Source organism: Streptomyces cahuitamycinicus, assembly GCF_002891435.1.
Classification (GTDB): Bacteria; Actinomycetota; Actinomycetes; order Streptomycetales; family Streptomycetaceae; genus Streptomyces; species Streptomyces cahuitamycinicus.
Genome location: NZ_POUC01000039.1, coordinates 1 through 16,268, shown reverse-complemented (window position 1 = coordinate 16,268; position 16,268 = coordinate 1). Strand labels below are relative to the sequence as shown.

Here is a 16,268-nt window from a genome sequence, read left to right as displayed (position 1 = left end):
GGCCGCGCGCCGGTGCTACCCCTCGTACTGCGTGAGGTCGATGCCGTACACCGCGAGGTCATGGCCGGTGACGGGGTGCTCTGCTGTGTCTTCCTGCTCCATGCCGAGCTTGCCGAGTACGTTCGCGGAGGCACTGTCGCCCGTGCGGCACACGGCGACCACCCGGTCGAGGCCGCGGTCCTGCAGGGCGAACTCCAGAGTGGCCTGCGCCGCTTCCGAGGCGTAGCCCTGCCCCCAGAACACCCGCCCGAGCCGCCAGCTGATCGCCACCTGACCGGCGATCCCGGCCGGAGCATCGGCCACGGACAGACCGACGGCGCCCGCCAGCTCACCGGAGCCCAGGAGTTCGACGGCGAACATCCCGAATCCTTCCTCGTCCCACTCCTCCTCCCAGGTCTCGATGTCCTGGGCGGTCTGCTCGGGGGAGCGCGGCGTGCCGTCGCCGATGTGCTGCATCACCACCGGATCGGCGTGGATCTCGGACAGCGGGACGAGGTCGTCGTCGAGCCACCGGCGCAGGAGAAGACGGGGTGTGCGGATGTCGGTCATGATCCCATCTTGCCGACGCGGCGGTGGGATCGCGAACCGCGGCCCCACACCCCGGCGGTGAGCGGGGCCGGCGGAGCGCCAGGCCACGATGCCGGACCTGGTGTGAACACTACGATCTGAGCGTGACGATCGCATACGAGTGGCGGCCAGAGTTCGACAACGCTGCTCTCAACGCGCTGCACGCGGACGGCTTCGGCCATCCGCCCGCCGAGACCGACTGGTGAGAGAGACTTGAGCGCCACAGCCTCGGGTGGGTCTGTGCCCGGGAAGGCGGTTCGCTGATCGGTTTCGTCAACGTCGCCTGGGACGGCGGAGTTCACGCCTTCGTCCTGGACACGGTGGTCGCCCCGCACCGCCGGACGGAAGGTGTGGGTGCCGCCTGGTCGCAACCGCGGCTCGCGAAGCCCGTGCCGCGAACTGTGCCTGGCTCCACGTCGACTTCGAGGAGCACCTGCGTCCCTTCTCCTTCGATGCCTGCGGCTTCAAGGAGACGACAGCCGGCCTGATCGCCTTGTGACGCACCACGACCGCCGAGGCTCATGGGCCACCCGGTACCCGTTCCCGCACCCTGGGGGTACGACCGGGCCCGCCATCGCGAGGAGCAGCACGGCCGCCGCGATGACGAGCAGCGCCCGCCCCGTGCCCAGAGGCACCAGCAGCAGCGTGCCGAACACACCGCCGCTGAAGATCCCGCCCACCGTGGCCGTCCTGGGCGGGAACGGCCCCGGTGCCATGTCTCGCCAGGGCCAGCACACCGGCGCACACCAGCAGTACCGCCTCGCAGACGAGCCCGACCGGGAACCACGGGCGTCCGCGGCCGGCGAGCCACTCCAGTACGACACCCGCGACGGTCGCTCCGGCCATGAACGCGCCGATCGCGACGGCGGGACGCGTCACCGGAACATCGCCCGCCCGGCGAGCGCGAACGACAGGAAGAGCACGTTGCCGGTCGCCAGCGCGCAGAAGACCTTACCCATGGTCAGAAAGCTCACGGCGTCGACCGCACCGGCCAGCACGGTGAGCACGGTCATGACGGCCACCCGCCGGGCATCGGTCGCGAGGACCGGGGACGCATCGGACATGCGGCCAGTGTGAGCAGCACCGACGACCCGGCACCGGACCGCGGCCCGGACACGCGGCCCGTGGCTACGGGCGGGCTACTGCGGCCGATGCCCTGGTACGCGGTCAGCCGCGCGGGCCGGGCGGGCGGCGGGAGAGGCCACGGCCGCGAGGTCCCGGTCGCGAGCTGCCGCACGTCCGGTCACGGCTGGAGCCGGGACTCTCGCGGCCATGGTGCTGTCCCCGGTGGTGATGGCCTGCCCCCCGCTCGCACGCCGGCGGCGGGAGCCTCCGACCCCGGTCACCGGGCCGCCCGGAGGCTTTCCCCCGCTCGCACTCCAGGGGCGGGAGCCTCAGGCCCGCACCACCGGGCCGCCCGGAGGCCGATCTCCTCGGTCGGAGCCGGGACGTGTGGAAGGGTGGAAGGATAAGGAAGGACCCAGCCAGCCGGTCACGCGTGATCTTCGTACCGGTCGCCCCGGGGCGGTGAGGTTCTGCTGCGTACGGCGCCCGCCCGGCGCGTCCCCTGGCCGTTCGCAGGTCGCGTACCGCATCGTGAACGGGTTGCTGACCTGCAGGAAGACCGCCGTGGACGTCTGCTGAGGCAGGCGGGTGCGCCGGTGAGGTCCACAGGCCTAAGGGGCGAATGTGATGAGCCGAGCGAAGCAGCCTCCGGAGTGGGCGGCTGATCAGGACAAGTCGGCTTCGGACCCGAGCGGGCTGATGGACCTGTTGGGCGTCGCCGCGGTGCTGGTGGAGGCCGACGGCCGGATCGACATGTGGAGCCCTCAGGCCGAGGAACTGTTCGGCTACACCGGTGGCGAAGCGGTCGGGCAGTACGCGGCCGCCCTGCTTCTCCATCCCGAACACCGGGAGGCGGGGTTGGCACTGTTCGCCGAGGTGATGGAGACGGGAAGAGGCTGGGCGGGATCGTTCCCCGTCCGGCTCAAGGACGGGAGCACTCGGACGGTCGAGTTCCGCAACGTGCGGCTGACGGACAACGTCGGCGATCACTACGCGCTGGGGCTGGCCGCGGACAGGGGCACGGTGCGGCAGGTGGAGCGCAAGGTGGCCCTGTCCAGCCAGCTGGTCACCCAGGCGCCGATCGGCCTGTCCGTCCTGGACACCGAGTTGCGGTACGTGGCCGTCAACGGGGCCCTCGCCTCGATGCACGGTGTTCCCGAGGCCGACCACATGGGCCGCCACTTCCGGGAGATCCTCCCCGGCGCGCCCTTCCTGACCGCGGAGAACCAGATGCGGGAGGTCCTGGAGACCGGCCTGCCCCTGGTGGACGAGCAGGTCGTGGGCCGTACCCGCGCCGACCCGGATCACGACCACGCCTGGGCCGTCTCGCTCTACCGACTGGAGGATCCCAGCGGGCACGTGCTGGGGATCGCCAACGTGGTGGTGGACGTCACCGACCGGTACGAAGCAGCCAGGCAGGCCGACCGGGCCCAGCAGCGCCTGCGCCTGATGGCCGACGGCTCGTCCCGCATCGGGACCACCCTGGAGGTCGGGCGGACCGCCGAGGAACTGGCGGACGTCCTGGTCCCCGACCTGGCCGACATGGTCGCGGTGGACATCCTGGACTCCGTCCTGCGGACGGGCCGCCCGGACCTCGGCGAGGGCCCGCCGGTGTTCCGCGCCCTGGCGGTGAAGACCGCCTACCCCACCGCTGCCGCCGGGGCGATCATCGCGCCCGGCAACCTCACCACCTACCACGCCGACCATCCGGCAGCCCACTGCCTCCGCACCCGCAAGCCCCTGCTGATCACCCACATCGACAGCGGCGAGCTCAGCCGCATCGCAGCCGACGACGCCACCGCCGGCCTGCTCGCCGAAGCCGGTGTCCACACCGACATGGCCGTCCCCCTCATCGCGCGCGGACAGATCATCGGCGTGATGAGCCTGGCCCGCGCACGCAACCCCCAGCCCTTCGACGAGGACGATCTCACCCTCGCCTGCGAACTCGCCTCGTCCGCCGCGCTGAGCATCGACAACGCCGTCCTGCACCAGCACATCCGCAGCGCCGCCGAAACCCTCCAGCGCAGCCTCCTGCCCAGGCCCTCGCCCCGCCGCCCCGGCCTGGAGATCGCCGCCCGGTACCGGCCGGCGCAGGCCTTCAGCGAGGTCGGTGGCGACTGGTACGACGTCCTCCCCCTCGGTGGCGACCGGACCGCCCTTGCGGTGGGCGACGTCATGGGCAGCGGCATCCCGGCCGCCACCGCCATGGGCCGGCTGCGCACCGCCACGTCCACCCTCGCCGACCTCGACCTCGCCCCGAGCCGGATCCTCACCCACCTCGACAAGATCACACAGGGCCTGGACCCCTACATCGCCACGTGCGTGTACGCGGTCTACGACCCGCACGATTCCCGCCTGCACGTCGCCTGCGCCGGCCACCTGCCCCCGGTCCTGGTGCGCTCCGGCAAACCACCCGAACTGCTCGACCTGCCCACCGGCACCCCGCTGGGAGTCGGCAGCGGCCCGTTCGAGACCTCGGCCCTGACCATGAACCCCGGCGATCAACTCGTCCTGTACACCGACGGCCTGGTGGAAACCCGCGACGACCCCATCGACCAGCGCCTGGACGACCTCCTGCGCCTGCTGTCCCCGCCCTGCCGCTCCGCGGAGGAGACGTGCGACCGGCTGCTCCGGCAACTCCGCGGTCCCGCCGACCACGACGACGTCGCGCTGCTCATCGCCCATGCACAGCCCCTGGCCGGGCCCTGACGACGACGTCTGCTCGTGACGGCCGGCGTTTTCGCGATTCGCTGATCTGTGCGAAGCCGCCCGCGGTGTTATTCAATGAGGTGTGTGGTCGGGGAGCTCGGGGCCCCAACCGCACGGGTCCGCAAAGGCCCCGGCACCGCGCCGGGGATTGCTGAGAGAGCCGCATGGACTCCACACCCTCGCCCTCGTCCTCCTCGGCGTTCGACCTGGTCAGCCGCGCCCTTGGGCGCTACATCCCGCAAGGCGGAGCGGCAACGGCCGACCCGCGGGGTGACCGCGTCATGGGCAGGCAGGTGCCCGACAACCCGGCGGACGGTCCTCAGGAGCAGATCCTCGGCGCGGTCAACCTGGACCGGGACCTGGTCATCACCCGCTGCAACCTGGGAGCCCCCGTGTTCGCGGGTCTGCACGCGCCGCCCGGGCTTCCGTTCGTCGATCTCCTGCCCCCCGGGGACGTACCGACGGTGTCACGGCGGTTGCGGCAGGTCGTGGAGAGTGGTGAGGCGCATGTCGCCCGTATCCAGCGCCTGCGGCGCGACGACGGGTCGGAGCTGGTGGTCTCGATGAGCATCCTGCCCTCCGCGGCGCCGGAGGGCGGCCTGACGGTCTCCGTGATCGCCATGGCCAGGAGACTGCACCTCTACGCCGCCGAGACCGCGATCGGCACCTCGCTGGACATCGGCGAGACCGCACAGTCGCTGGCGGAGTCCCTGCTGGCCTGGGGAGACGTGGCCGCCGTGGACCTCGATTTCGCCGTGTGGACGGGGGAGGGAGTCTCCGGCAGGGCGCACGGGCGTATCCGGCTGCGGCGGGCCGCCCTGGTACCGGACCGGGTGTGGCCGGAGGGGTACATGACTCCGGGCCATGATCTTCCGGGCGACGCGAGTCGCCTGCTGGCGCAGGCGGTGCTGCGCGACGATGCTCCACAGACCATCGTCATACCCGGCGGTGAGGCGGTCGAGCGGGTCTTCGGCAGCCCACACGTGGCGCGTGCTCTGGTGCCCGGTGACCTGTCGGCAGGGGTGGCGTGCATACCACTCGTCCTCGACAGCGCGCCGCCCGTCGTACTGGGCGTGGCGGAGGTCTGGCGGCGCGCGGACTGCCCCTTCCGCGACAGCGAGCTGTTCGACCTGCAGGAGCTGGTCGCCAGAACCGCCCACCACGTCGACCTCGCCCGTCAGCACCAGCGCGAGCACACGCAGGTGCTGGCATTGCAGCGCCGGCTGCTGCCCCGGGCCGGTGGCGACACCATCGAGATCGCCAGCGTCTACCAGCCGGCCACCCCCGACAGCGCGGGCGTCGGCGGCGACTGGGTGAACAGCTTCCCGCTGCCCGACGGGCGTACCGCGCTGGTGGTCGGAGACGTCGTGGGGCACGGTCTGGGAGCCGCGGCGACCATGGGCCAGCTGAGTATGGAGGCCCGTGCCCTGCTGTCCGCCGGGCTCGCGCCCGACCAGGTGCTGGAGCACCTGGACGAGACGGTGACGGTGCTGGACGACGCGGAGTCCGGGCTGGCGGCCGGCTACAGCGCCCTCGGCTCGACCTGCTGCATCGCCCTTTACGATCCGGTCAGCCACCGGATGACGCTGTCCAGCGCCGGCCACCTCCCTCCGATCCTGGTCTCCCCGGACGGGCGGGCCGGCACCCTCGCGATCCGCCCCCACCCCGGCCTGGGAGCCGAGTTCGCGCTACGCGAGCCGTTCGACGTGTACACCGTCGACGTGCTCCCCGGCTCCGTGCTCGCCCTCTACACCGACGGCCTGGTGGAGGACCCCGCCCTCTCGATCGACGAGGGCATGGGCAGGCTGGCGGACACGGTGGCCACGGTGCATCCCTGGGACCCCCTGCAGCGGGCCGCCCGGCACGCCGTCTCCGCACTGGCGCCCGCGCCTCAGCGGGACGACGTGACACTGCTGCTCGCGCGCATGATCGGCTACCGCAAGGAGGACACGGCGACCTGGCGGCTGCCCGCCCGCGACGACGCCCCGGCCCGGGCCCGCGAGCAGGTCTCCGCGCTGCTGAGGCGGTGGCACGCCGGCGACGACATCCGGCACAACGCGACGCTGCTGGTCAGCGAGCTGGTCACGAACGCGGTGCGCTACGCCACCGGGCCCATCACGGTGCGGCTGATCAGGTCCGGACACGGCCTGCTGTGCGAGGTGGGAGACACCGGCAACGGCAGGCCACGGCTGAGGCGTGCCGACCTGCTCGACGACGGTGGTCGTGGCCTGGGCATCGTGCACCGGCTCACCACCCGGTGGGGGGTGCGGTGGACGGACACGGGCAAGGTGGTCTGGGCGGAAGTAGCGCGGTGAGGCGGCACGCACCGCCCCTTCAGCGCCCTACAGCCACTGCCCTTCCAGGGCGGTGGCTGTGAGCCCCGGCGCCGCCGCGTACAGCACGGCGCGATCGCCGGGCTTCCGCAGCCCCGCGTCGTGCGCCCGCCGCAGGATGTCGAAGACGGCGGCGCCTCCGCGGTTGCCGCTGGTGTAGCTGTCCCGGCTGTGGTCGAGGAGCCCCGGCGGCCACGTGTCGGGCATCGTCTGCTCCATGTACTCCAGCACCCGGGTGCCGCCGGGGTGCGCGAGCAGCACGTCGGGGTGCCAGGCGTCGGGGTCGTCCTGGTAGCGGGCGCGCAGCCACTCCCACATCGCGGTGACCGTCTCCTGCACGGCGCGCGGCCCGCGCCGGTCCATCACGAAGTGGGCGCCGTCCGCCCGTGTCTCCAGGCGGTGGAGGTCCTGGGTGCCGGGCAGGGTGTGATGCCAGGCGGCGTCCAGGCGCAGCACCGACTCGGGCCTCGGGCGGCCGGTGACCACCGCGGCCACGGCGGTGTCGGCGAACAGCAGCCGGACGATCAGGGATTCCAGGGTGTCGTCCGCCGGCTGGTAGGTCGTGCTCAGCGCCTCCGAGATGACGACCAGGACCACCCGGTCGGGGTCGGCGGCCACCAGGTCCGCGGCCAGGGCCAGTGAACGCGTCCCCGCGATACAGGCCCACTGCGTGGCCGGCAGCAGCATCACGTCGCTGCGGAGCCGCAGCCTGTTCGTCAGGGTCATGTCCAGACCCGGCAGCGCCGGAGTGGTGGAGTGACTGGTGATCAGGCAGTCGACGTCCGCGGCATCCAGCCCGGCTGTCTGCAGGGCCCCGCGCGCCGCGCGCTCCCCGTAGGCCTGCACGGCCTCCCAGGCCGGCGCGGTGCGCTCCTGGACGGTCTGCGGTGCGGGTATGGACTCGAGGGCGGCGACCACGCGGTCCACGTCCTGCTGGGCGAACCCGTCGCGGGTCAGCGCCTGTTGAGCGGGCTCGATGCCGACGGCCCGCAGGCCGTTGCCCTTGCCGGGCGCGACGGCGGTCTCCAGCGGCAGCATCCAGCCACGGGTCTCGATGCCGGTGCTCGCCGCGATGCCGTCGATGCGCGGCGTCCACGCCGCGTGGGGGTGGCGGTCACGCACCTCCGCCACGATCTCACTGGTCTTCACGGCATGCTCGCCGTGGATCACGGCAGGCGGGCAGAGGTAAGCGGCCATGAGGGGGCACCTTCCAGAGGGGGCAGGGAGAATGTCACGAGTGCTGTGGCATGGGTCACTTTGGAACGTAGCGCCCAAGAGGATGCCGGTGAGCTCCATTTCGGGATCCGGTGTCCGCTCAGAGCATGGGCGCCAAAGGGACATTTACGCTGTGATGCATACAACTCCGGCGCACTTTGGTCGGGTGACACGGCTCACGTCCGGACCGGCTCCAGCTTGCCGCGGAAGTGGCGGAGGAGCGGGGGCTGTTCGACCAGGCGGTAGCCCGGGATCTTGCCTTGTCGAGCACGTACCGACGGTGCCGTCGCTCACCCTGCCCGCCACGGACGGACCCACCGGCGGAGCCACCGTCCCCGCGGAAACCGCGCGCGGGATCGCAGACGCAGACGCAGTCGCGGCGGGTGCGGGACCGGGAGCCTGCCAGCGGCGCGACGGCATTCCGCTCGCCATCGAACTCGCAGCGGTACGCCTGAGCGCGGTGACGGCCGAGGAGATCCCGGAACGCCTCGACGACCGGCTCCCGCTGCTGTCCATGCCGCAGCCGCGCACGTCGGCCCACGCGCCCGAACGGGTGGTTCCCACACTCCGTCGGCGTAGGAGGACGTCTCACGCGGGGCGGCGGGAGCGGTCCGCGCCGGAAGCTCATGAAGCCGCCTGTCGCTCCGGGCCCTTGGCAGCGTCTGCCACAGCAGCCTGCCCGGCCTCGCGAGAAACCGGACTGACTCTCTCACCTCCGAACACCCCACGGCCCGGGAGCCCTCATGCCCCGCACGAACCATCCCCGCGTGAGCGTGATCATCCCCGCGTACAACGCGATGCCGGAACTGACGAAGTGCGTCACGTCCGTCATGGAGCAGACGCTCGGACCGGACAAGATCGAGATCATCGCGGTCGACGACGGCTCCACCGACGGCACCGGAAGCGAGCTGGACCGCCTCGCACGGACCTGCGCCGGCCTGCGCGTCGTCCACCGGCCCAACAGCGGAGGGGCCGGGGTCCCCCGCAACACCGGGCTGGACATGGCCGCCGGTGACTACGTCTTCTTCCTCGACTCCGACGACTACCTCGGCCCCGACGCCCTGCGCCGCATGGTGGCGATGGCGGACGAGAACCGCACCGACGTGGTCCTCGGCAAGATGGTGTCGGTCGGCGGACGTGCCGTGCCGACGGCCGTCTTCTCGCACAACCAGCCCCGGACGGACGTCTTCTCCTCCCACGCGTACCGCACCCTGGGCTGCTGGAAGCTGTTCCGGCGCTCGCTGATCGAACGGCTGGACCTGAGGTTTCCGCCCTGTCGCAACTGCGAGGACAAGCCGTTCACCGCCGCCGCCTACCTCAACGCCGACGGCATCTCCGTGGTCGCCGACTACGACTGCTACTACTCCCGCAACCGCCGGAACGGCAACAACCTCACCCTCACCGCCGCCGACCTCGTCCACCGCATGGACGGCACCCGCCTGTGCTTCGAAACGGTCGCCCGCTATCTGGCCCCCGGGCCGCGCCAGGACCGGATCATGCGCCGTCACGTGGAGTGGGAGCTGTGCGGGCCCCTGCGTGCGCTGCTGCCCCGGGAGAGTGAGCAGCAGGCACGGGAACGCTTCTACCCGCAGTTCCGGGAATGGGCACGGACCTACGTGACCGACGGTGTCTTCCAGATGATCGCCCCGCCGGACCGGCTGATCGTCCACCTCCTGCGCGCGGACCGGTTCGAGGACCTCATGACCGTGGCCCGGAACGCCAAGGCGGACGCCGAGCGCGGCCACATCGTGGACAAGGGCCGCGTCTACTGGTCCCACCCCTTCTTCCGCGACCCGGCGAAGGCGGTCCCGGACATCTGCTTCGACACCACGGACCGCCTCCCGGTCCACCACGAACTGGCCGAAGCGGCCTGGACGGGCGACGGCGACGTGCTCCGACTCGGCGGCCACGCCCGCATCGACTCCCTGGGCCCCCTCCAGCCCGGCACCCGACTGATCCTGCGCCCGAGCGGCTTCCGCCACCCCGACATCCGTGTACCCGCGACCGTCGGCACCGCCCCGCACCACGGCGACGACGCGGCATCCGGCTTCACCGTCGACGTCGACCTGAGCACCGTGGACGCGGGCGCCCCGCTCGGCGGCGGCGTGTGGGACCTCTACCTGGATGTACGAGCTGAGGGAGTCTGCCGGACCGTCAGGCTCCGGCAGCCCCGGACGGACGCGGACGGCCGGAGGGCCGCTCCACCCGAGCGGGAGTCGGCCACCGGTTCCGGGAGCGGGCACGGGCCCACCACCGCACGCCCCTTCTTCACGTCCCACGGCGACTTCTCCCTGGACATCCGGCAGAGCGAGCCCGAGCCGGCGTGCCAGGTGACCGGAATCGCCTGGGACCCCTTCGCACCCGCCACCCTCGTCGTCAGCGGACGCCTGACCGAGGAAGGCGCACACCACCCCGAACCCGTCGCCCTGCGCGCCGAAGAGGACGGGGGCTCGGTCCGCGAGGTGCCCCTGCTGTACACACCGCACGGCAGCCACACCTTCACCGCCCGCATGCCGGTCAGGAACCTGCGCCCAGGACGCTGGACGCTGACCCTCCGCACGGACGACCCGACGAGCCCTCTTCCCGTCCCGAGCCCGAAGGGAATGTCCGGCACTCGCTGGTATCGCGCCGCCCGGCTCGGCCGCCCCTACTACGCCAAGCCGCTCGCAGGCAGTCCGAAGCGGCCCCTGGTGCTGCGCGTCGCGCCGGTCAGACCCCTTGCGGCCCTCCGTCGACGGCTCGGCTGACCGGAATGTCCAGCCGGTGCGCGACGGCGCCGAGCGCTGTGCCCAGCGGGAGAGACACCCGCGTGAGGGCGTACTGGTCGCCCCGGGTCTGATCCAGGTTGACGATCAGCACCGGCTTCCCGGCCCGGGCCGCCTGACGCACGAAGCGGAGCCCGGACATCACCGTCAACGAGGAGCCCAGGACCAGCAGCGACGCCGCCCCACGGACCAGCTCGCGGCAGTGCTCGACGCGTTGCGGCGGAACCGGTTCGCCGAAGAACACGACGTCCGGCTTGAGGGTGCCGCCGCAGATCGCGCAGGGCACCACGCGGAAGCCTGTGGCCTGGTCGTCCGTGAGGTCGGCGTCACCGTCCGGGTTGATTCCGGCGGCCATGGGCTCGAACCCCGGATTGGCCTCCTCAAGACGCTGGGCGAGTTCCCGGCGTGGACTGAAGGCGCCGCAGGAAAGGCAGACGACCCGGGCCAGGGTTCCGTGGAGTTCCACGACGTCGCCGCTGCCGGCGGCCTGGTGCAGGCCGTCCACGTTCTGGGTGATGACGCCCGAGAGCAGGCCATGCCGACCGAAGGCCGCGACGGCCAGGTGCCCGGCGTTGGGACGGGCTTGGCCGAAGGTGCGCCAGCCGAGGTGACTGCGTGCCCAGTACCGGCGCCGGGCCCGGGCGCTCGCGGTGAAGTCCTGGTAGGTCATCGGGGTGTGCCGGCTGAGGCTTCCGCCCTCGCCCCGGTAGTCGGGGATGCCCGACTCCGTGGAGATGCCCGCGCCGCTGAGCACCAGCACTCCGCCGGTGCTCAGCGCATCGGCGACCGGCTCCGGATCCGAGGTGGCCGGCGGCAGGTCCTCGGCAGGGGTCCAGCTCAGGGTGGGACGCATGCGCATGCCGTCAGGGTACGAAAGGACGGCCCCGTGAGGAGACCGCACACCATCGCCGAGGGCCGACGGGAGGCCGCCGCCCTCGGCCGTGTCTGAGCCGATATCAGGACGGGACGTTTGGCCGGGCGGGATCGGCGTACCCGATGACTTAACACGATCCTTATTCGACGAAGCGGAGACGGACCATGGGCATCATTGCTTGGATCATCATCGGGCTGCTCGCCGGCGCGATCGCCAAGGCCTTGATGCCGGGGAAGGACCCCGGCGGCATCATCATCACCATGCTCATCGGCATCGTCGGTGGCCTGCTCGGCGGCTGGCTCGGCAAGGTGATCTTCGGGGTGGACTCCATCGACGGGTTCTTCGAGCTCTCCACATGGATCGCCGCGATCGTCGGGTCCCTCATCCTGCTCGCCCTCTACCGCGTCGTCACCGGCAACAGGCGCTCGCACCGCCACGCGTGACCCGCTGAGAGCAGCCACTCCGGACACACCTCGACGGCTCCCTCCCCGTTCACAGGGGAGGGAGCCGTCGAGGTGTGTCCGGAGCAGACTCAGCAGGGCGGCGCCACACCCGAGTCCCGGTCGTTTCAGCATCGACGACAGCCCCAGCCGGCGGGACTCGGCGCAGAAACCGCTCCGTGGCTCCGTGTACTCCACGTGGAAGACCGCCTTGCCCGCCGCGATGAACGGGGAGAGCTCGCCGCACTCGTCGTACTGGGCACATTCCTCGTTGACCGCGAAGTCGAAGACGTCCACGAGCTGGGGGATCTGGGCCAGATCGTTCTTCAGTCCCACCGACAGCCCACGCTCGTGGGCGATGGCCGCGATCATACGGTTGTACCTGAGCTGGTCGCGTGCCGTGAGCGGGAAGCCGGTGTCGTTGCCGTAGCCCTCCACCAGATCGGGTTCCACCGCGTCGAAGCCCTTGTCGCGGCACATGTCGAAGCGGCGTTCCATGATCGGTCGCAGGACGGTCAGCCGCCGGATGTCCAGCCAGCGTTCGCCCGCCCACCCGTTGGGCTCGCCGAGCACCGACTGCGGGAAGGCGTCCTGGTCCGGCCGGAACTCCTCCCACGCACCCACGTTGACGTAGCAGATGACCTTCTTCCCGGCGCGGCGCAGCCGGGCCACGTCCGCCGCGGAGTTCTCGAATCCGTCGATGTCGTAGACAGGCACATCGGCCGAGGCGTCGACCCTGCCGTCCAGTTGCCACTGCCAGGCGAGGCCCGGACGTGGCTTCCACACGTCCCGGGAAGGTGCCGTCGTACCCGGCGGGCCGGTGGATCGTCCGTCGCCGCCGGAGCAGCCCGTCAGTGCGGCGGCCGTCAGGGCGGTGACCAGGGCCGCGCAGACCGGAACCCGCCCAGTCATCGCTGCGCCCCGATCAGGGCGGGCGTCAACTGGGCCCACGGGTTGGGCGGTTCGCCCGTCACTGGTCCGCTGACCGCCGCTCCGCGCTCGTGCGCGGTGCGCACGGCGAGGGGAACGAGGGCCCCGGGCACACCGTAGACGAGGTGGCACAGCCGCTCGGGCGGGTGCCGCGCGGTCCAAGCCGGCCGGCTGAAGGCGGAGACGTACGTCGACCAGTGACCCTCGAAGGTGACGGTCAGGTCGGCGAGGCGGGCGTATCCCGAAGCCGGATGGACCCCGGGGTTCAGGACGACCGTCCCCGCACCCAGCCGGCGTACCGCCCGTACCAGGCGGCGGCAGGCCGGCAGCCCGTCCGCGGTCGCCGTCACCCGGTCCAGGAAGCAGCCGTCCGCCGCGTACCACGCCCGGTGCCGGCGCACGTCCTCGGCGATGTCCGCGGGATCGCGCACCCCGTAGTCGGTGTCGACGTAGCCCAGCAGACGCGCCCCCGCGGCCCGCAGCGCACCGGCCGCGGCGGTGAACGCCGGGTCGGGGACCTCGCCCGGACCGCTCGCCGGGTTGAGGACGACCCCGTAGGTGCGGTCCGCGGCGGTGATCAGCCGGTGCCAGGCACCCGGATCCTCGGCCGGATGGACGTACAGCGGAATCAGCAGGTTCACCGGGCGCGGCCGCCTTCCCACAGCGCGGCCAGCGCGTCGTCGAGCGTGTGGGCCGGACGCCAGCCCAGGGCCCGCTCGGCGGCAGTGATGTCGGAACACTGCCACGACACCTGTGCGGAACGGGCGGAGCCGGCGGTGCCCGACGTGGATTCCTCGATCCGGCCCCCGAAGCCGGCCAGACCGGCCAGGCCCCGTACCAGGGCACGCACCGGAACCGCCCGGCCTCCGCCGATGTTGAGGACGGGCGGCAGCGGTCCCGGGGCCGTGGCCGCGAGTGCCGCCGCCCGTGCCACGTCGCGCACGTCGACGAAGTCGCGGTGGGCGGACAGGTCACCGAGCCGCAGCACCGGATCCGGGCCGGGGCCCGCCTCGCGCAGCAGTGCGGCGATCCGGCCGGGCAGTCCGGAGGACGGCGCCCCCGGCCCCACCGGATTGCCCACCCGCAGCACCACCGCGTCCAGGCCGGAGGCGGTCACCGCGACCGTGCCCGCGAGCTTGGTCGCACCGTAGGGGCCGACCGGGCGGGTGGCCGCCGACTCCGACACCGGGGTGCCCGGTGCGCCGGGGCCGTACTCGGCGGCCGATCCCAGGTGCACCAGGCGGGCGGCCGGGGCCGCCTCGCGCAGTGCGGCGCAGAGCACCGCGGGACCGCGGGCGTTGACCTCGGCGAGGGTCACAGCGTCAGCGCCGGTCGCACCCGCGCAGTTGATCACGGTGTCGGGCGCGGCCGACGCGAGGCTCCGCGCCAGCTGTTCCGGGCGGACGCGGGCGAGATCGACGTCGAGGTCGGCGGCCGGAGACCGGCCGCCGCCGAGGACCAGCGCGCCCGGCAGGGCGCGCAGCCGCTCGACGACGTGAGCGCCGAGATAGCCGGTGAAGCCCAGGACGAGAATGCGCATGACGAGCTCAGGCTCCCTTGAGCAGCAGCGACTTGCGGCTGGTGAACTCCGCGTTGGCCCGGTCGTAGTCGTCCGGGCGGCCGATGTCCAGCCAGTACCCGTCGAAGTCGTAGGCGTGCGGCTGGTTCCGCGCCTTGAGCAGATCGAGCACCAACTCGTCGAAGCCCAGAGGCAGTCCGGGCGTGTAGCCCTCCAGCGTGGCGCGGGACAGGCCGTAGACACCCATGGAAACGCGGTAGTCCATGCTCGGCTTCTCGGTGAACGCCACGACTCTGCTGGAGTCGGTGGTCAGCACCCCGAAGTCGATGTGCACCTTGCGGGCGTACGTCGCGATGGTCAGCGGAGCCCCGGACTCGCGGTGCCGGCGCAGGACGTCGGCGTAGTCGAGGTCGGTGAGGACATCGCCGTTCATCACCAGGAAGGTCTCGGGCAGCCGGTCGCGCAGGGTGAGCAGCGGTCCCATGGTGCCCAGCGGGTTCTCCTCGGTGGCGTAGTCGACGGCCAGGCCCCACTGGGAGCCGTCGCCGACGTAGGCGCGGATGATCTCGCCGAGGTGCCCGATGGCGATCGTGCAGGTGGTGAAGCCGGCCGTGGACAGCTGGCGCAGCACGATCTCCAGGATGGCGTGCTGGTCGCCGATGGGCACGAGCGGCTTGGGCAGCGCGGTGGTGTACGGCCGCAGCCGGACGCCCTTGCCTCCCGCCAGGATCACTGCGTGCATGGGGCTCCTCCTTCGAAAACGCTTCGTGGACGTGCGCAGACGTGACGGACGAGAACCGCTGTGAGGTGTCAGATGTTGTAGATGCCGGTCTTGTAGCGGGCGAGGTTGGCCGGGTCGCGGAAGAACTCCACCGTGTGGGCGAGGCCGTCCTCCAGGGTGTGGGCGGGCTGCCAGCCGGTGGCCGCGCCGAGCCGGCTCGCGTCCGCGACCAGGCGCATCACCTCGGAGTTGGCCGGACGAATGCGGGCGGTGTCCTCACGCACGTCGAGCGCGGTGTCCATCACCTTGCCGATCAGCGCGACCAGGTCGCCGACCGAGATCTCCCCGCCGGTACCGGCGTTGAAGGTACGGCCCACGACCCGCTCGGCGGGCGCGGTACCGACGGCGAGGAACGCCTGCGCGGTGTCCTTGACGAAGGTGAAGTCCCGGGTGGGACGCAGGTCGCCGAGGGTGATGGTGCGCTCACCGGCCGCGACCTGCCCGATGACGGTGGGGATGACCGCCCGCATCGACTGGCGCGGCCCGAAGGTGTTGAAGGGCCGCAGCGTGACGACCGGGGTGTCGAAACTGGCGTGGTAGCTGTCGGCCAGCCGGTCCCCGCCCGCCTTCGAAGCGGCGTACGGGGACTGGGTGTTGATGGGGTGGTCCTCGGTGATGGGCACGGTCTGCGCGGTGCCGTACGTCTCGCTGGTGGAGGTGTGCACCAGCCGGGGCGTGCCGAGGGCGCGCACGGCTTCCAGCACGTTGAGGGTGCCGGTGACGTTGGTGTCCACGTAGCTGTGCGGGGCCCGGTATGAGTACGGGATCGCGATGAGGGCCGCCAGGTGGTAGGCCGCGTCTGCGCCGTCGAGGAGACCGCGGACGGAGCCGGGGTCCCGGACGTCGCCGAGGACGATCTCCACCTGGTCAAGGACGTCCGGGTGCAGGGTCTCCAGCCAGCCGTAGGAGGAGAAGGAGTTGTACTGGGCCATGGCCCTGACCCGGTGGCCGGAGGCGACCAGCGCCTCGGTGAGGTGTGAGCCGATGAAGCCCTCGGCTCCGGTGACGGCTGCGAGCGGTGTGGAGGTCAACTGCGGTGTCCCTTCGGATGGGTGGGAGCTGAGCGGGGG

Annotated in this window: 13 protein-coding genes and 2 pseudogenes; 5 read left to right on the top strand and 10 right to left on the bottom strand. The window is 71.9% G+C overall.

Annotated elements, in window-relative coordinates:
• Positions 1-15: 15 nt before the first annotated feature.
• Positions 16-549 carry a GNAT family N-acetyltransferase gene (locus C1J00_RS08170; RefSeq protein WP_102908360.1) on the bottom strand — a complete coding sequence of 178 codons (534 nt, stop codon included), beginning with the start codon at positions 547-549 and terminating at the stop codon, positions 16-18.
• Between the two features lie 122 nt (positions 550-671).
• Between C1J00_RS08170 and C1J00_RS08165 the strand changes: the two are divergent.
• Positions 672-1,066, top strand: a pseudogene (locus tag C1J00_RS08165) (GNAT family N-acetyltransferase).
• A gap of 20 nt (positions 1,067-1,086) precedes the next feature.
• On the opposite strand, the gene C1J00_RS48070 reads toward C1J00_RS08165, so the two are convergent.
• On the bottom strand, positions 1,087-1,413 hold the full coding sequence (locus C1J00_RS48070) for a YoaK family protein (protein ID WP_369333484.1): 327 nt from the start codon (positions 1,411-1,413) through the stop codon (positions 1,087-1,089).
• A gap of 29 nt (positions 1,414-1,442) precedes the next feature.
• Positions 1,443-1,631 (bottom strand): DUF1275 family protein, encoded by a 189-nt coding sequence (locus C1J00_RS47615; RefSeq protein WP_102908359.1) that lies wholly within the window; start codon positions 1,629-1,631, stop codon positions 1,443-1,445.
• 628 nt (positions 1,632-2,259) lie between these two features.
• Here C1J00_RS47615 and C1J00_RS08155 point away from each other — a divergent pair.
• Entirely contained in the window at positions 2,260-4,341 is a 2,082-nt protein-coding gene (locus tag C1J00_RS08155; RefSeq protein WP_102908358.1) for a SpoIIE family protein phosphatase, read from the top strand.
• A gap of 164 nt (positions 4,342-4,505) precedes the next feature.
• Positions 4,506-6,656: a SpoIIE family protein phosphatase gene (locus tag C1J00_RS08150; RefSeq protein ID WP_102908357.1), complete on the top strand. Its 2,151-nt coding sequence runs from the start codon at positions 4,506-4,508 to the stop codon at positions 6,654-6,656.
• 27 nt (positions 6,657-6,683) lie between these two features.
• On the opposite strand, the gene C1J00_RS08145 is transcribed toward C1J00_RS08150, so the two are convergent.
• Positions 6,684-7,871, bottom strand: a complete 1,188-nt coding sequence (locus tag C1J00_RS08145) for a beta-ketoacyl-[acyl-carrier-protein] synthase family protein (RefSeq protein ID WP_102908356.1) — start codon at positions 7,869-7,871, stop codon at positions 6,684-6,686.
• Between the two features lie 785 nt (positions 7,872-8,656).
• Here C1J00_RS08145 and C1J00_RS08140 point away from each other — a divergent pair.
• Positions 8,657-10,636 carry a glycosyltransferase family 2 protein gene (locus tag C1J00_RS08140; protein WP_342751689.1) on the top strand — a complete coding sequence of 660 codons (1,980 nt, stop codon included), beginning with the start codon at positions 8,657-8,659 and terminating at the stop codon, positions 10,634-10,636.
• On the opposite strand, the gene C1J00_RS08135 is transcribed toward C1J00_RS08140, so the two are convergent.
• Positions 10,599-11,513, bottom strand: a complete 915-nt coding sequence (locus C1J00_RS08135; RefSeq protein ID WP_102908354.1) for an NAD-dependent protein deacetylase — start codon at positions 11,511-11,513, stop codon at positions 10,599-10,601. The two genes, C1J00_RS08140 and C1J00_RS08135, sit on opposite strands and share 38 nt — an antisense overlap.
• A 179-nt stretch (positions 11,514-11,692) precedes the next feature.
• On the opposite strand from C1J00_RS08135, the gene C1J00_RS08130 reads away from it, so the two are divergent.
• Positions 11,693-11,971, top strand: a complete 279-nt coding sequence (locus C1J00_RS08130) for a GlsB/YeaQ/YmgE family stress response membrane protein (RefSeq protein WP_102908353.1) — start codon at positions 11,693-11,695, stop codon at positions 11,969-11,971.
• Positions 11,972-12,020: 49 nt separating this feature from the next.
• Here C1J00_RS08130 and C1J00_RS08125 read toward each other — a convergent pair.
• From C1J00_RS08125 to C1J00_RS08105, 5 genes and pseudogenes are all read right to left on the bottom strand, one after another.
• A pseudogene (locus tag C1J00_RS08125) lies at positions 12,021-12,880 on the bottom strand (endo alpha-1,4 polygalactosaminidase).
• Positions 12,877-13,539: a spherulation-specific family 4 protein gene (locus C1J00_RS08120; protein WP_102908352.1), complete on the bottom strand. Its 663-nt coding sequence runs from the start codon at positions 13,537-13,539 to the stop codon at positions 12,877-12,879. The pseudogene C1J00_RS08125 and the gene C1J00_RS08120 overlap by 4 nt, the downstream one beginning before the upstream one ends.
• Positions 13,536-14,438, bottom strand: coding sequence for an NAD-dependent epimerase/dehydratase family protein (locus C1J00_RS08115; protein ID WP_102908351.1), 903 nt, complete (start codon positions 14,436-14,438; stop codon positions 13,536-13,538). Before C1J00_RS08115 ends, C1J00_RS08120 begins: the two co-directional genes overlap by 4 nt.
• A gap of 7 nt (positions 14,439-14,445) precedes the next feature.
• A complete protein-coding gene (locus tag C1J00_RS08110; RefSeq protein ID WP_102908350.1) occupies positions 14,446-15,159 on the bottom strand; it encodes a nucleotidyltransferase family protein in 714 nt (237 codons plus the stop codon).
• A gap of 68 nt (positions 15,160-15,227) precedes the next feature.
• Positions 15,228-16,229, bottom strand: a complete 1,002-nt coding sequence (locus tag C1J00_RS08105; protein WP_102908349.1) for a GDP-mannose 4,6-dehydratase — start codon at positions 16,227-16,229, stop codon at positions 15,228-15,230.
• Positions 16,230-16,268 lie beyond the last annotated feature (39 nt).

Coding starts and splice junctions, on each gene's coding strand:
- C1J00_RS08170 (WP_102908360.1), bottom strand. CDS start 549: ATGACCGACATCCGCACACCCCGTCTTCTCCTGCGCCGGTGGCTCGAC.
- C1J00_RS48070 (WP_369333484.1), bottom strand. CDS start 1,413: ATGGCCGGAGCGACCGTCGCGGGTGTCGTACTGGAGTGGCTCGCCGGC.
- C1J00_RS47615 (WP_102908359.1), bottom strand. CDS start 1,631: ATGTCCGATGCGTCCCCGGTCCTCGCGACCGATGCCCGGCGGGTGGCC.
- C1J00_RS08155 (WP_102908358.1), top strand. CDS start 2,260: ATGAGCCGAGCGAAGCAGCCTCCGGAGTGGGCGGCTGATCAGGACAAG.
- C1J00_RS08150 (WP_102908357.1), top strand. CDS start 4,506: ATGGACTCCACACCCTCGCCCTCGTCCTCCTCGGCGTTCGACCTGGTC.
- C1J00_RS08145 (WP_102908356.1), bottom strand. CDS start 7,871: ATGGCCGCTTACCTCTGCCCGCCTGCCGTGATCCACGGCGAGCATGCC.
- C1J00_RS08135 (WP_102908354.1), bottom strand. CDS start 11,513: ATGCGCATGCGTCCCACCCTGAGCTGGACCCCTGCCGAGGACCTGCCG.
- C1J00_RS08130 (WP_102908353.1), top strand. CDS start 11,693: ATGGGCATCATTGCTTGGATCATCATCGGGCTGCTCGCCGGCGCGATC.
- C1J00_RS08115 (WP_102908351.1), bottom strand. CDS start 14,438: ATGCGCATTCTCGTCCTGGGCTTCACCGGCTATCTCGGCGCTCACGTC.
- C1J00_RS08110 (WP_102908350.1), bottom strand. CDS start 15,159: ATGCACGCAGTGATCCTGGCGGGAGGCAAGGGCGTCCGGCTGCGGCCG.